Annotated in this window: 13 protein-coding genes; 5 read left to right on the top strand and 8 right to left on the bottom strand. The window is 62.8% G+C overall.

Annotated features, from left to right (window positions below):
• Window positions 1-240 precede the first annotated feature (240 nt).
• Window positions 241-1194: a LysR substrate-binding domain-containing protein gene (locus tag AC1RZR_RS12185; RefSeq protein WP_477269981.1), complete on the top strand. Its 954-nt coding sequence runs from the start codon at window positions 241-243 to the stop codon at window positions 1192-1194.
• Window positions 1195-1245: 51 nt separating this feature from the next.
• On the opposite strand, the gene AC1RZR_RS12180 is transcribed toward AC1RZR_RS12185, so the two are convergent.
• The 4 genes from AC1RZR_RS12180 to AC1RZR_RS12165 are packed head-to-tail and all read right to left on the bottom strand — an operon-like array spanning window position 1246 to window position 5144.
• Window positions 1246-2286: a membrane dipeptidase gene (locus tag AC1RZR_RS12180; RefSeq protein WP_477269979.1), complete on the bottom strand. Its 1041-nt coding sequence runs from the start codon at window positions 2284-2286 to the stop codon at window positions 1246-1248.
• A gap of 22 nt (window positions 2287-2308) precedes the next feature.
• Complete coding sequence (locus AC1RZR_RS12175) at window positions 2309-3460, bottom strand: NAD(P)/FAD-dependent oxidoreductase (protein WP_477269977.1); 1152 nt, start codon at window positions 3458-3460, stop codon at window positions 2309-2311.
• Window positions 3457-4842: an FAD/NAD(P)-dependent oxidoreductase gene (locus AC1RZR_RS12170; RefSeq protein WP_477269975.1), complete on the bottom strand. Its 1386-nt coding sequence runs from the start codon at window positions 4840-4842 to the stop codon at window positions 3457-3459. Before AC1RZR_RS12170 ends, AC1RZR_RS12175 begins: the two co-directional genes overlap by 4 nt.
• A complete protein-coding gene (locus AC1RZR_RS12165; RefSeq protein WP_477269973.1) occupies window positions 4824-5144 on the bottom strand; it encodes a (2Fe-2S)-binding protein in 321 nt (106 codons plus the stop codon). The genes AC1RZR_RS12170 and AC1RZR_RS12165 overlap by 19 nt, the downstream gene beginning before the upstream one ends.
• 112 nt (window positions 5145-5256) lie before the next feature.
• On the opposite strand from AC1RZR_RS12165, the gene AC1RZR_RS12160 reads away from it, so the two are divergent.
• Both AC1RZR_RS12160 and AC1RZR_RS12155 read left to right on the top strand, forming a co-directional pair.
• On the top strand, window positions 5257-6162 hold the full coding sequence (locus tag AC1RZR_RS12160; RefSeq protein ID WP_477269971.1) for a LysR family transcriptional regulator: 906 nt from the start codon (window positions 5257-5259) through the stop codon (window positions 6160-6162).
• Between the two features lie 468 nt (window positions 6163-6630).
• Window positions 6631-8013, top strand: coding sequence for an aminomethyl transferase family protein (locus AC1RZR_RS12155; RefSeq protein WP_477269969.1), 1383 nt, complete (start codon window positions 6631-6633; stop codon window positions 8011-8013).
• Between the two features lie 229 nt (window positions 8014-8242).
• Here the strand turns inward: AC1RZR_RS12155 and AC1RZR_RS12150 are convergent, their stop codons facing one another.
• On the bottom strand, window positions 8243-9169 hold the full coding sequence (locus AC1RZR_RS12150; protein WP_477269967.1) for an ABC transporter substrate-binding protein: 927 nt from the start codon (window positions 9167-9169) through the stop codon (window positions 8243-8245).
• A gap of 222 nt (window positions 9170-9391) precedes the next feature.
• On the opposite strand from AC1RZR_RS12150, the gene AC1RZR_RS12145 reads away from it, so the two are divergent.
• The gene (locus AC1RZR_RS12145) at window positions 9392-10258 is read left to right on the top strand and encodes a hypothetical protein (protein WP_477269965.1); all 867 of its coding nucleotides are present in this window, start codon (window positions 9392-9394) and stop codon (window positions 10256-10258) included.
• Between the two features lie 69 nt (window positions 10259-10327).
• Window positions 10328-10891, top strand: a complete 564-nt coding sequence (locus AC1RZR_RS12140) for a YceI family protein (RefSeq protein ID WP_477269963.1) — start codon at window positions 10328-10330, stop codon at window positions 10889-10891.
• A 153-nt stretch (window positions 10892-11044) separates the two neighbouring features.
• Here AC1RZR_RS12140 and AC1RZR_RS12135 read toward each other — a convergent pair whose 3' ends face one another.
• The 3 genes from AC1RZR_RS12135 to AC1RZR_RS12125 form a co-directional block, all read right to left on the bottom strand.
• Window positions 11045-11779: an FCD domain-containing protein gene (locus tag AC1RZR_RS12135; RefSeq protein WP_477269961.1), complete on the bottom strand. Its 735-nt coding sequence runs from the start codon at window positions 11777-11779 to the stop codon at window positions 11045-11047.
• 120 nt (window positions 11780-11899) lie between these two features.
• Complete coding sequence (gene fghA / locus AC1RZR_RS12130; RefSeq protein WP_477269959.1) at window positions 11900-12754, bottom strand: S-formylglutathione hydrolase; 855 nt, start codon at window positions 12752-12754, stop codon at window positions 11900-11902.
• Between the two features lie 180 nt (window positions 12755-12934).
• Complete coding sequence (locus tag AC1RZR_RS12125; RefSeq protein ID WP_481828564.1) at window positions 12935-14062, bottom strand: S-(hydroxymethyl)glutathione dehydrogenase/class III alcohol dehydrogenase; 1128 nt, start codon at window positions 14060-14062, stop codon at window positions 12935-12937.
• Between the last annotated feature and the right edge of the window lie 34 nt (window positions 14063-14096).

Raw genomic sequence — 14096 nt, 5'->3', positions numbered from 1 at the left:
CACATGGCCACATACGCTGTGGTTATGACCATGGTTCTGCGGTCACCTCTTGCGCGTCGTGGCGGTTCGCAAACAGTACCAGGTTTCTCGCAACGGATCGCCGGACGGCGCTGTTCTGTTTCAATTTTCGGTTATATGATTTGCGTCAGGGCATATGAAAAACGTATGCCCCTCACCTCCAAAGACGCTCGCGCGGTGTGATAGCCTGAAGACGTTTTCAATGCGGGACAACAGGGATCCATGGTGGCATTGTCCAAGCTCATCCCCTCGGCGAGAGGCCTGTTTGTTTTCGAGGCCGCGGCACGAACCGGCAGCTTCACCATCACTGCCCGTGAGTTCAATGTTACCCAGCCTTCCATCAGCCGAACCATCGCCCAGTTCGAAGCCGAATTGGGGATGCGGCTGTTCGATCGCGGCCCGACAGGGCTTGCTCTCACCGATGACGGCCGGGTCCTCCACGCGGCCGTCCGTGAGGGGCTCAGCCAGGTTCGCGACACCATTTTGATGATCCAAGACCAGAAGAAAGCCAGCAAACCACTGGTGACCCTGTCACTCTCAAGCTCATTCGTCACGCATTGGCTGGTGTCGAGGTTAGGAGCTTTCAACGCCACGTTTCCGAACGTTGATCTGCGCTTTGATTTGATTGCGGGCGTCATGCGCGGCATGCCGGACAATGTCGACCTGGGAACGCGGATCGTTGGCGATGACGATACTCAGTATCACCGGTGGGACTTTTCACCGGAAATCATCCTTCCGGTATGCAGTCCTTCCTACCTTCGCGCGCATGGCAAGCTTGATCACGATGGCGACGGTGACGGCCACGTCTTCTTGCATCTTACCGATCACCATTCGCAGCAATGGGCCGACATCTGGGGAAACGTGGCGAACCGCAAGACCACCAGGGGGACGTGGCTGGAGTTCTCCGACTACGCGGTCATCCTCCAGGCCGCTCTCAACGGCGAAGGCGTTGCGTTTGGCTGGCTTAGTGTCACCTCGACCGCACTGCTGAAGGGGATGTTGGTTCCTGCATCGGATCGCCTCATCAACACGGGGCGCCATCACCGCCTGATCGCTCCCCGTTCAAGGCCCCTTCGGCCTGTTGTGGCGGAAATCGCCGACTGGTTGAGATCGCAAATGATGGCAGACGTCCACGCGCTCCAACCTCTGCTTCAATCGGCAGCCACGCACGACTGACACCGCCCGCCGCCATGTCGCGTCGTCCCGCGCTGGCAGGCTTGTCCCGGATCATCCACAGAAGTGGCGAAAGGTCTTCAGCCAGTTGCCGCCCATGATCGCCGCTGTCTGTTCGCGACCGTAGCCGCGGTCGAGAAGGCCCTGCGTCAGGTTCGGCAGTTTGGTGACCGTCTCGATGCCGACCGGATAGGACTGCCGGCCAAAGCTCGAAAGCGGGCCGAAAATGTCCGGGCGGCGGGTGCGCCAGGTGACGACGCTCGGAGGCGCGACGACCGACGCCTGCTCCTGGTATTTCTCGACATAATCGACGCCGATGCCGACATGTTCGGGGCCGACCAGCCGGACCAGGTGATCGACATGGTCGAGGAAGTCTTCCAGCGTCGGGGTGCCGTCAGCCAGCGATTGCGGCAGACCGCAGACGCCGATCATGCCGCCCTTCTCGGCCATCGCCTTGACCGTGGCGTCTTCGGTGTTGCGCCCGTTCGACCGCAGCCCGTCGGCATTGGAATGCGTGCAGACCGGCGCCCGGGCCAATGCGGTGGTTTCGGCGCGCGTACGATGGCCACAATGCGACAGGTCGATCATCAACGGCAAGGAGTTGGCCAGCGCCACCAGTTCCTCGCCAAGATAGCTGAGGCCGGCATCGCGCCGTTCACCGCATCCGTCGCCAAAGATGTTGGCTGTCGTGTAGGCAAGGCCGAGCACGCGCAGCCCCATTCTGGTCAGCAATTCCAGCCGCCAAAGCTGGTCGTCCAGCATGGTCGCGCCCTGGGTGCCGAAAACGACGCCAAGCTTGCCGGCCTGTTTTGCCGCCAGCATGTCGTCGGCCGTCAGGCACAGTTTCAGGTAGGCGCTCTTCTCGATCATCGACAGATAGCGCTCCGCATTGCGCATCACGACATCCCAATTCTCCTCCAGGGCGAAGGTGACATTGGTTGCATTGACGCCGCCGGCCAGCGTTCGTTCGGCATATTTGTCCTCGAGCACATAGGCGATGGACAGCGCGTCGAAGACGAATATCTCGTCGTGGAAGCGCCGCGTCTCGTCGCTGGCTTGCCCGGTGGCCGGGCGGACGGCCGATACAACTGACATCTCTATTTTCTCCTTGATCAATTCAGGCTGAAACCGAGCGGGCGGCCTCGACCGCAAACCGCTTGATGTGGAATGGCTCGATCGGCGTCGTGGTGGAGCCTCGGTCGATCAGCTCGGCCATCACGTCGCCGACCCCTGGGCCGAGCTGGAAACCATGGCCGCAAAACCCGAAGGCGTAATAGAGCCCGGACACCCGAGCGCTAGGCCCCATGATGGGAATATCGTCGGGCAGGTAGCTCTCGATGCCGCTCCAGGTGCGGATCACCCGCATGTTGGTGAGCGCCGGCACCAGGCGACGGATCTGCCGAAGCTGGTTGCCAAGATGACCCGGCACCGCATAGGCGCGTCTTATGTCGGCAAAGGCCGGACCGCGCGTGCCGCCACCGAAGACGACATTGCCGCGCTCGACCTGGCGCAGATAGACGACCTCTTGCGGAATCGCAGTCGATACGCCGATCACCGGTTTGAGGCGATATGGCAGCGGCTCCGTCACCGCCATTTGCGGTCCGTGCACGGCAAGGGGAACCGGCTCTTCGAACTGCCGGGACAGAGCCCCACCCCAGGCTCCGGCGGCAACCAGCGCGATTGGTGCGCTGAACATCCTGCCGTCCGACGCGATCGCTTGGAAATCATCCCCTGGCTTGGCGATCGAGATGATCTCGGTGTTCTCGAACACGGCTACGCCGGCTCGAGCGGCAGCGCGCCCGAAGGCGGGTGCCGCAAGCCGTGGATTGGCATGGCCGTCATTCGGCGAATAGGAGCCTGCGATCGCCTCCGGTCCGAAAAAGCCGAAGCGCGCCTTGAGGGAATTGGCGTTCAACAGCTCCAGCTCGAGGCCGTAGTCGCGGGCCTTTTGCGCATAGGCTTCGATCACGCCGATCTGCCCGGGATCGTAACAGACGCGGATATGGCCGGTCGCCAGAAACTCGGCATCTTCGCCAAGCAGTTCCTTCAGCTTGCCCCAGATTTCGCGTGAACGATTGGCGAGCGGAAGTTGGGGCAGGAAGCGTCCCTGCCGCCGCACATTGCCGAAATTGACGCCGCTTGCCTGCTGGCCGACCAGCCCCTGTTCGAGCAGGATGACCGAACGTGCGCGCCGGCGCAGGAAGAACGCTGCGGCCGTTCCCATCAGGCCGCCGCCAATGACAATCACATCGGCCTGCAACGGCTTCATGCTGCCTGCTCCGTGTCGCTTTCGGCACCGATGACAAGGGGCTTGACTGGCGCCTGGGCGCGGATGCGGCCCACCGCTTCAACCGGAATACCGGCGCAAGCGGCGATCACTTCGGCAGCGGCATGCCCGCAATAACGTCCCTGGCATCGGCCCATGCCGACACGGCTGAAGGCCTTCGCGCGATTGACCTCGACGGCGTCATTGCCGGAAACGACGGCACGCAGTTCACCCGCTGTGATGTTTTCGCAGCGGCACACCACCGTATCGTCGCTGAGCGTTGCGGCGGCGCTTGCCGGCCATGGAAAGGCCGCTGCGATGCCACGCCGAAACCGCTCAAACAGGCGCAGACGGCGGCGAAGTCGCGCAACGTGGCCCGGCGCCACCTGACGTCCGAGATCGGACAGCACGGCCAGTGCAACGAGCCGCCCTGCAGCCTCGGCAGCGTCGGCGCCGAGCGTTACGGCGCCATCGCCGGCCAGATAGACACCCGCCACGCTGCTGCGGCCGTCGGCGTCCTTTACCGGGAAGAACTGGCGCGTCTGCGCATCGAAACGGAACTCGCAGCGGGCAAGGTCCGCCAGTTGCGCGTCCGGGCGCAAATGATAGCCGAGCGCGACGGCATCGCAGACGATCGTCCGGACTTGCCCCTTGCTGGTGCGGAAGCGGATCGTCTCGACGCCGATCTCAGGCCGGCCTTCGATCTCGACCGGTGTGATGCCGGTTTGGATCTCGATGCCGGCGTGGCGAAGCTTCAAGGTGAGGGCCAGCCCCTTCAGCAGGACATCCGGGCGGGCGATCAGCGTGGACAGTGCCTTGACCCGCAGGTGGAAAGGCGAGGTATCGAGCACCGCGGCCACCTCGGCGCCCGCTTTCGAATATTGCGCCGCAACGAGATAGAGCAGCGGTCCGCTTCCCATGAACACGACGCGCTTGCCGATCGCGGTGGCCTGCGATTTCAACGCAATCTGCGCAGCACCCAGGCTGTAGACACCGGCCCGGTTCCAGCCCCGCACCGGCATCAGGCGGTCCGTTGCTCCCGAGGCGACGATCAGCGCATCGAAATCGACCTCGCTGGTTCGGGACCCCTGAAGGAGATGCAGCTGCTTTTCCCATATTCCCCAGGCGAGGGTCTCAGGCCGATAATCGATGCGAGCACGCAAGGCATCGAAACTGCGATGCAGATCCTCGGCACGGCCGGCTTCCGACCCATAGAGTGCGGCGTAGGAGCGGTGAAACCCTTCCGGCTGGCGGCGGTAGATCTGGCCGCCGTCACGGCGGCCCTCGTCGATCACGATCGGCCGAAGCCCGGCCGCAACCAGCGTCTCGGCCGCACGCACACCCGCCGGACCGGCGCCGACAATCACTATGCGAGGCTCGGCCATGCCTGCTCCGGAGCTTTGGTGGCAATGCGCATGCCTGCGGCAAGCGGCGTGGTGCAGGCGCGCAAGCGCTCGCCTGTGTCGGTCCATACCCAGCAATCCTGGCAGGCACCCATCAGACAGAAGCCGGCACGATCGCCGTCGCCGAATTCGGAACTCCTGAGGTGGCGGATCTGCATGAGCATCGCCACCAGCAGCGTATCGCCCTTGCAGCCTTCTGCCGGCCGGCCGTCGATCGAGAAGACGAGCCTCGGCCTGCCTTCCTCGCCAAGGCGTCGGAAACGGCCGCTTTCGTTTGAGATCACGGGCGATCCTCCTTTGGATCTGGCTGTTGCCACCCCACGATCTTTTCAGTCCGCCACGCCCGGCGCCAATACTATGTGTTTTGTCATCCAGAACTTTTGGTTATGATGAGTCATGAACGCCAGGCATCTCGAAGTTTTCCGCGCCATCATGCGCCACAGCTCGCTCACCGCGGCGGCGGCGGCCTTGAATGTCTCCCAACCCGCCGTAAGCAAGGTGCTGCGCCATTTCGAAACTCTGATCGGCTACAAGCTGTTCGAACGCATAGGCGGCCGCCTCGTGGCCACGCCGGAGGCGCATCTGCTGTTTCGCGACGCCGACCGGATTTTCCGCGAGATCGAAACGCTGAAGATCTATTCGGATCGAATTCGCGACAAGCAGTTGAGCCTGCTTCGCGTCGCTGCCAGCGCGCCTCCCACCTTCGCGCTGCTGCCGGCCGCCACCCGCCGCTTCCGCCGGCGCAATCCCGGGGCTCGCCTAGTCCTTCAGACGCTTCCCGCGGAAGAGATTGCCGAGCGCATCCTGATCGGCGACATCGATCTTGGCCTGACCATGACCACCCTGCGCGAGCCGCAGATACGCAGCGAGGTTGTTGGCGCGGCCGATATCGTCGCCCTGGTGCTGCCGGAATCGCCGCTAGCGACGCTCAATGCCGTTACACCGGCCGATCTGTCGGACCAGACCTTGATCAGCTACGGCATGAACACACCTGCCGGCCAGATGCTTGCACGCGTGTTTCAGGAGCAGGGTTGCGTCTGCGACCCGCAGATTGAAATTAGCCTGTCGATCGCGGCTGCACCTCTGGTGTCGGCTGGACTGGGGGTCGCGCTGGTGGACGGGCTGGTTCCCTGGGCAAAACTCGGCAACCTGAAGGTGCTGCCGTTCCAGCCTCGCTCGGCGCTCGATATCGTGCTGGTGACGAGCACCACTCTGCCGCAATCGCGCTTTGGGCGCGAATTTGCCCGCGACATCCAAGCCGCGATCCACGATCTGGGCCGCGGCAAGCCGCCTCACGCCTAGTCGGCGAACCGCGCCGCTGCGGCCGTCCTGACTTGAACAACCTGCCACGCGCGATAGCAATGCGTGTCCAGTCCAGTGATCGGCAGCAATGAAGCTTGGGAGGGGGTCATTGTCCTCACCAGCACATTACCCTCGAGAGCGGGGAAATCGCGGGTTGACATTCCTTATAGTTTTTGGATACTTTTTGGCATCTGAGTTAGTTTCCTAGCCCTGCATTCTGCCCCCTGAAAGCCGCACAGGCCTGGACTGGATCCAGCCAGCTTGGATGACGCTCATCGGGAGGATTTTTGGCTTTCTCGCACGGACTCTTACCACGCAAAGCGAGCGTCGTCCTGGCGCCGTGACGGATGGTTGCGTCGGACGCCGCTGCAGGAGGGCGGACGAGGCATTGTTCTCTCGTGGACTTGCCGAAGCCCACGGCGGTTTGCCGGAAGCAAGTGACAAAGAAAGACAAATGGAGGAACCGATATGGCAACGACGAATGACGCACCGAAGAGCCTTGAGAGCATCCTGACAGCGGCGGGAGGACCGGTAAATCTGCTCCGCGGCTCCAACCTCGGGCCCTACCGCTTCCCCGTCATTCCGCCCGAGTTCACCAACTGGCGCGACGAAGTGCGTGCGTGGAAGGATAGCTGCGCACTGCTTGAGCAGTCCTACCACATGACTGAACTGCATCTGCGCGGGTCGCAGGTCATTCCTTTCCTTTCGGAGATCGCGGTCAACAAGTTCGACCCGTTCCCTGTCCTGCGCGCCAAACAGCTCGTGCTGGCAGGCCACGACGGATTCTACATTGCCGACGCCATCATCTTCCGGGAGGCCGAGGACTTCTTCCGCATCGTCGGCGCTCCCTTTGCCAGCGATTGGGTGCTCTACAACGCGGAGAAAAGCAATTACGACGTAGAGGCGAAAAAGGATGACAATTTCTCGATCCGCTCCGGAACGCGCGAGGTGTTCCGCGTCCAGATCCAGGGACCGCACGCCCTTGCGCTGATGCGCGAGGTGAGCGGCGGCGGCCTGCCAGAGATCAAGTTCTTCAACATCGGCGAGTTCAAGATCGCCGGAAAATCTGTCCGCGCCCTGCGCCACGGCATGGCCGGCGAACCCGGATTCGAAATCTACGGCGCCTGGGACGACCAGCAGGCGGTGCGCGAAGCGCTGGAGAAGACCGGCGAGAAATATGGGCTGCGCAAGATCGGCGCCCTTGCCTACTCGACCACCGCGCAGGAATCCGGCTGGGTGCCGATGCCGCTGCCGGCCATCTACCACAGCGAGGACATGAAGCCGTACCGCGAGTGGCTGAACAGCCACTTCCTGGAATCGGTCGCTTCGCTCGGCGGCAGTTTCGTGTCCGACGACATCACGGACTACTACGTCGATCCGATCGAACTCGGCTACAGGAACGTGATCGACTTCGGCCGCGATTTCATCGGCCGCGATGCCTTGCTCGAGAGGGCCAACCATCAGCGCCGCACGAAGGTGACGCTTGAGTGGGACGACAAGGATGCGGCCGCTGTGATGCAGGACTCCATCTTCCCGGCCAACGGCACCCCCGCCAAATTTCTCAACATGCCGATGCCCATGTACGCGACATTCCAGGTCGATGCCGTCATGATGAAGGACAAGGTTGCGGGCATCTCGACCTGGCCGTCTTTCACGGCGAACGCCAACCGCTTCATCTCGCTGGGACTTGTCGACCTCGAGCATGCACAACCGGGAACCGAGGTGACGCTTGTATGGGGCGAGCCGGAGTCGCGCCGCAATACGGTGGAGAAGCACCAGCTCCGCGAGATCCGGGCGAAGGTCGCGCCGGCACCCTACTTCGAAAAGGTCATCAAGACCGGCATGCACTGACCGGCACGGCATGGGTGAGCCGCCGACTACCGGCCTGCCAGCCATATCCAGATTCCCTTGATCCGCGGCCTCGATATCGAGGCTGCGGAAGCGATGTCGTGTCCCGAGCTCCCGCGAGCCCCCCGGGCATAGTCGCCCCCAGCCCCTGAACACGCCCGATTGCTGTCGTAGCTCGCGACGTCGAATGACGAGGCAAAGCCAACGGTCGATCACATATGACCGCCAGTGGTCAGGCAGCGCCTTCCAGATAGCGCCTGTCGAAGACGCCTTCAGCCGCGTCGCGCTTCGACTTGTCGAGCAGGTTCGCCCTGACCATCAGGTCGATCGTCGTCTTCAGCGCCTTGTCTGGCACGGCCAGCCCTTGCGGCCACATGCCCATGCCGCGCATGTATTCCAACCCCCGTCGCGCCAGGGATTCACTGTCGGGCGTGGTGATGCGCTGGAAGATCGGCAGGGTGATGCCATGGTTGGCCGCATCATTGGTGACCGCATGCGCCTCGATCAGCGCCTTGAGGAAGCTGGTCACCACATCGCGGTTCGCGCCGAGCCAGGAAGCCTTTCCGATGATGGCGGTGAAAACGATCTCGGGGATAGCGGCGCAGACCTCGCCCAGCAAGTTGTAGCCCATGTCCTGCGCGAGGAAGTTCCACGGCGCAGGCTGCGGAGCGCAGTCGATTTCGCCTGCCTGCAGCGCCTCCCACCTCTTGGTGTGAATGCCGGCCAAGGCAAACTCGTAGTCGCCGGGATAGTGCAGCCCTTCCGCGGCCAGCATGATCTGCGTGTAGATAGCAGTGCCCTCCGTCAGCGAGGACGTGCCGATCGTCTTGCCCCTAAGCCCTGCGAGCGAACCAATGCCTGGGTGCGCCACAATGGACATCGGCAGGCGCACGGCGTTGGCTGCCACGATACGCAGCTCTCCTCCCCTGACGAAGTCGGCGACGGCGCCTTCCGGCGGTGTGATCGCCAGGTCCGCTTCGCCCTCGAGAACGGCTGCGGTGGCCTTTTCGACGCTGCCCATCCGCTTGTAGACGATGCGGACGCCGTGCTTGTCGAAAAGGCCCTGTTCGTCTGCAACGAAGACAGGAAGCCAGTTGAACCCCTGCGCGCCGCCCGCGAGCCGAAGGTCGATGAGGCCGGCAGGCTCCAAATCGGTCATGACGATATCCTCCCTTGAAACGTCCGGTGCAGGCACCATCCACATTGACAGGCATATAAGATTCAGATACGCATTGGTATCTAAAGAACAATCGGTATGTCAACACATCGATCGGTGAATCGGCTGGTGCAACATCAAGCCGGGAGGGAGGACGTATGCCTATTGCTCGGAGTATCGCCGGCATCCGCGGCCGGCAGTTCGAAGCACTGACGGACTGCTGATATGAGTGGCCTGGCGCGATCGCCACAAGAAGCGCTGATCCTGGGCATAGTTGCGGCGGGTTTGCTGGCGCTTGTCGCTGCTGGGCTGCTGCGCTGGCTCCGCGCCGGCCGGGTCTGGACGGATCTCCTGGTGCCGGCCGCTTTCCTGGTAGCCTATTGGCTCGCCTACAACAAGGTGCCGTCGTCCTTTCCGCCAGCAGGCGCGGTCAACAAGATCTTCTACGTGGCCCTGATCGGAACGGCGCTCGGTGTCCTGGCCGAGGCCGCCGGCCGTCGCCGGCTCGGTCGCGCACTCGTCCTTGCCCAGCCGATCGTGTCCGCAGCGTATATCGGAACAGCTCGCCTGCCCGATGCGCTCCTGGACGTGGCGGCGGCCGCGCTATGGGGCCTGCTGGTGATGTATGGCCTTTCCCGTGGGGCGGGCAACGCCGAGGACGAATCCGGCACAAGACGCTCCGCCTTGCTCGGCGCGGCATGCGTCGGGTTTGCGCCGATCGCGCTGCTGGGAGCATCGTCCACCAGCTTCCAGCTCAGCCTGTTTTTTGCAGCCGCCATCGCGGCCATTGTCGCCGCCAATATCTCAAATCCGAATTTCGGATTTCGCTCCGCATCCCTCCTGGGAGGAGCAGGAGGCATGATCGCGGTCGCACAAACCGTCACGCTCATCACACGCAAGACCGACTTGCTGGCGCTGACCGTGCTCACTTTGGTCTTTGTCACGCCTTTCGTCGTCGATCCGGTTCTGCGCCGGGTCCGCGCCACGAACAAAGTCGTCCGAATCGCCGCATTTGCCGGGATGTGCCTGCTGCCTGTCGGCGCATCCCTGGCGACTGTGATCGCGCGGTACGGCTCAAGCTTCCCGGTATGACCCGGGAGGACTGTCGGAACCATCAACAGGGAGGAAATCACAACCATGTCGAAGTTATTGCGCACCACCTTGCTTGCCGCCGCCATCGCCTGGCTGCCGCTGACCGCCGAAAGGGCAGCGGCCGGGACGTTCGATATCGATCCCGTGCATTCAGGGATCGCTTTCTTCATCGACCATCTCGGCTTCTCGCAGGTGATCGGAATCGCGAAGGAATTCTCGGGCTCGTTCCAGTTCGACGCGACGAAGCCGACGGAAAGCAGCCTGGAGGTTGCGGTGAAAGTTGCCGGCATCTCGACCAACAATACGCAGCGAGACAGCGACATCCAGGGCGCGGACTGGTTCAATGCGACGGAGTTCCCGCAGATCACTTTTGTCGGGCATGAATTCAAGGCGGCCGACGCGAAGACCGGAACGATCTCGGGCGATCTGACGATCGCCGGTGTCACGAAACCCGTCACGCTGGACGTCACCTTCAACAAGGAAGGCCAAAACCCGTGGGACAAGAGCCACGTTGTCGGCTTCAGCGCGCGCACTTCGATTAAACGCAGCGACTTCGGCATGAAAGCCGCGCTCGGAATGATCGGCGACGATGTGAGTCTCGTTGTTCAGGTTGAAGGGCGTGCCCGTTCCTGAACCAGCGGTGAGCTTCCGGCAGGCAACAGGGCTGCCGGGTACCTCGGTTCCGCGCAACGGCCGGGAGCGGAGCGCGCATCGGCGCGGTCCGCCTCCTTCCGGCCAATTGAGAAACTCTCGTCGGCGGATTGCGCCGGTGAGACTTGCCGTGACCTATTCCGCCGCCACGGGATCCTTGCGCCTGAAAGAATCGCCCATACCGCCTTGCGCAAAAAGGTGGCTTGCATGAGCGATGACATTCTCGGTCGTCTCGCGGATATGCCGCTCGATCAGATCCTGGGCCGCGGCCGTGTCACGGGCGATGACCCGATCCATGATCATCTTGTGCTCGACGTCCTTGGCGCGCCATTGAGGGCGAAACTGCGAGGACATCCTGCGGTAGCGGTGGGCGCGCTCGAAGAGCTTCTGCCGGATTTCGAGCAGGTTGGGCGAGCCGCATGCAACGACCAGGGAAAGGTGGAAGGCACTGTGCAACGCGGCCCAGTCGTCGGAGAGATAGTAGCTCGCGCCGAGCCGGCTTTGCAGGCGATCCATCCGATGGAAGTTGGCCATGATGTCCGCCTCCCAGCGATCGTCACCACGATCGATCGCCAACCCGATGCACTGCCTTTCGATGAGCACTCGGACATCCGTCAGATCGTTGAGATCAAACAGCGAGACCGGTGCGACCAGGAAACCGCGCTGCCCCTCCGCGACAACCAGGCCCTCGGCCACCAACCGCGAGAGGGCCTCGCGCAAGGTGGAGAAGCTTACTTCATACAGCTCCTTAAGCGTTTCGAAGCGCAGCTTGGTTCCCGGCTTCAAGGCGCAGCTGATGATGTCGCTCCGCATGCGCGCCAACACATCCCCGGCGCGCGTCTCTCCGGCAGGCCTGACGGTGTTAGCCATGCATACGACTCCGCATTGAATTAGCGCGGAGATTACTGTGGATTTTCGAAATAATCAAACCTGTCGCCCTGAGCGTGCGGGTACCCGCCGTCCGACGAGTGAAAAACAGGGCGTATGGTCTTAGCCGTCGGGCAGCAGCCTCTCGGCATGCCAGCGCAGATGGTCGTCCATGAAGGTCGAAATGAAGAAGTAGGAATGATCGTAGCCCTCCTGCATGCGCAGGACGAGCCTGATGCCTGCCCGGTCGCACGCCTCCTGGAACAGCCACGGCCGCAGACCGTCCTGCAGAAATCCATCGGCCGTGCCCTGGTCGACCAGGAATTCCGGGAAGCGCGCACCGTCCTCTACGAGCGCGCAGGCGTCATACCCGCGCCATGCCACTTCGTCGCCGCCGAGATACTTTTTGAACGCCGGCCGCGACCAGCCGGCAGTGGTCGGCTGCACGATCGGCGCGAACGCCGAGCAGCTTCGGAAGCGGGCGGGATTTCTGAGCGCAATCGTCAGCGCGCCATGCCCGCCCATCGAATGGCCGAAGATCGCCTGGCGCGTCATGTCGGCGGGAAATTCCCGTGCGATCAACGCCGGCAATTCCTCGGTGACATAGGAATACATGCGATAGTTTCCGGCGTAGGGCTTTTGCGTCGCATCGACATAGAAACCTGCGCCGCAGCCGAACTGCCAGTTGTCTTTTTCATCCGGAACATCGGCCCCGCGCGGGCTGGTATCAGGGCAAACGACGATCAGGCCGAGTTCGACGGCCATACGCCTGTACTCGCCCTTGTCCATCACGTTGGCATGCGTGCAGGTCAATCCTGACAGGTACCAGACGACCGGCAGCGGACCTTGCGCCGCCTGAGGCGGCACGAAAACGGCAAACGTCATTTCGCAGCCGCAGGCATCCGAAGCGTGGGAATAGACACTTTGGACACCGCCGTGTGATTTGGCTGCGGAAATCAGTTTCATCTGTTCTGGCATGTGTTCCTTCTCCGCCAAACGCCAACCATGCCGGTGTATCTACCGCAGCGGTTGTGATCGCAGCAAGCTTGGTGGACCGACCAACGGGTGTTCCGAATGCCGCGCGGCTTCCGCCGATCCTGGAGAAGCACCGCATTTTTTCAGCACAGGGCTTTCAGCGCGGCGTCTGGCTCATACCGATCAGTAAACGACGACGCTTCGGATCGATTTGCCCTCATGCATGAGGTCGAAGCCCTTGTTGATGTCCTCGAGCTTCAGCGTGTGGGTGATCATCGGGTCGATCTGGATCTTGCCGTCCATGTACCAGTCGACGATCTTCGGCACGTCGGTGCGGCCGCGTGCGCCGCCGAAGGCGGTGCCCATCCAGGTGCGGCCGGTGACCAGTTGGAACGGCCGTGTCGAGATCTCCTGGCCGGCGCCGGCGACGCCGATGACGACCGACTTGCCCCAGCCGCGATGCGACGCTTCCAGCGCCTGGCGCATCACCTTGGTGCTGCCGGTGCAGTCGAAGGTGTAGTCGGCGCCGCCGATCTGGTCGGCGCCGCGCTTGGTCATGTTGACGAGGTGAGGCACGACATCGCCGTCGATCTCCTTCGGATTGACGAAATGCGTCATGCCGAATTTTTCGCCCCAGGCCTTCTTGTCGTTGTTCAAGTCGACGCCGATGATCATGTCGGCGCCGGCAAGCTTCAGGCCCTGGATGACATTGAGGCCGATGCCGCCGAGGCCGAAGACGACGGCGGTCGCGCCTTGCTCGACCTTGGCCGTGTTGATGACCGCACCGATGCCGGTGGTGACGCCGCAGCCGATGTAGCAGATCTTGTCGAAGGGCGCGTCGGGATTGACCTTGGCCAGCGCGATCTCGGGCAGCACGGTGAAGTTGGAGAAGGTCGAACAGCCCATATAGTGAAAGATCTTGTCCTTGCCGATCGCGAAGCGCGACGAACCGTCGGGCATCAGGCCCTGGCCCTGCGTGGCGCGGATCGCCGTGCACAGGTTGGTCTTCCGCGACAGGCAGGACGGGCACTGCCGGCATTCCGGCGTATAGAGCGGGATGACATGGTCGCCCTTCTTGACGCTCGTGACGCCCTTGCCGACATCGACGACGATGCCGGCGCCCTCATGGCCGAGGATGGCCGGAAACAGGCCTTCTGGATCGGCGCCCGACAGCGTGAACTCGTCGGTGTGGCAGATGCCGGTCGCCTTGATCTCGACCAGCACCTCGCCGTCGCGGGGGCCGTCGAGGTCGACCTCCATGATCTCCAGCGGCTTTCCGGCGGCGACAGCGACTGCGGCGCGGGTTTTCATGCGTGTTCTCCAATTTCGATCGACACCGGCCTGC

Source organism: Mesorhizobium bavaricum (assembly GCF_056781655.1).
This window is presented reverse-complemented; position numbering and strand designations above follow the sequence as displayed.

What these genes read in the sequence shown, in the direction of transcription:
- AC1RZR_RS12145 (WP_477269965.1), top strand. Translation starts at nt 9,392, where the DNA reads ATGAGTGGCCTGGCGCGATCGCCACAAGAAGCGCTGATCCTGGGCATA.
- AC1RZR_RS12170 (WP_477269975.1), bottom strand. Translation starts at nt 4,842, where the DNA reads ATGGCCGAGCCTCGCATAGTGATTGTCGGCGCCGGTCCGGCGGGTGTG.
- AC1RZR_RS12180 (WP_477269979.1), bottom strand. Translation starts at nt 2,286, where the DNA reads ATGTCAGTTGTATCGGCCGTCCGCCCGGCCACCGGGCAAGCCAGCGAC.
- AC1RZR_RS12185 (WP_477269981.1), top strand. Translation starts at nt 241, where the DNA reads ATGGTGGCATTGTCCAAGCTCATCCCCTCGGCGAGAGGCCTGTTTGTT.
- AC1RZR_RS12155 (WP_477269969.1), top strand. Translation starts at nt 6,631, where the DNA reads ATGGCAACGACGAATGACGCACCGAAGAGCCTTGAGAGCATCCTGACA.
- AC1RZR_RS12160 (WP_477269971.1), top strand. Translation starts at nt 5,257, where the DNA reads ATGAACGCCAGGCATCTCGAAGTTTTCCGCGCCATCATGCGCCACAGC.
- fghA (WP_477269959.1), bottom strand. Translation starts at nt 12,754, where the DNA reads ATGCCAGAACAGATGAAACTGATTTCCGCAGCCAAATCACACGGCGGT.
- AC1RZR_RS12135 (WP_477269961.1), bottom strand. Translation starts at nt 11,779, where the DNA reads ATGGCTAACACCGTCAGGCCTGCCGGAGAGACGCGCGCCGGGGATGTG.
- AC1RZR_RS12125 (WP_481828564.1), bottom strand. Translation starts at nt 14,062, where the DNA reads ATGAAAACCCGCGCCGCAGTCGCTGTCGCCGCCGGAAAGCCGCTGGAG.
- AC1RZR_RS12175 (WP_477269977.1), bottom strand. Translation starts at nt 3,460, where the DNA reads ATGAAGCCGTTGCAGGCCGATGTGATTGTCATTGGCGGCGGCCTGATG.
- AC1RZR_RS12150 (WP_477269967.1), bottom strand. Translation starts at nt 9,169, where the DNA reads ATGACCGATTTGGAGCCTGCCGGCCTCATCGACCTTCGGCTCGCGGGC.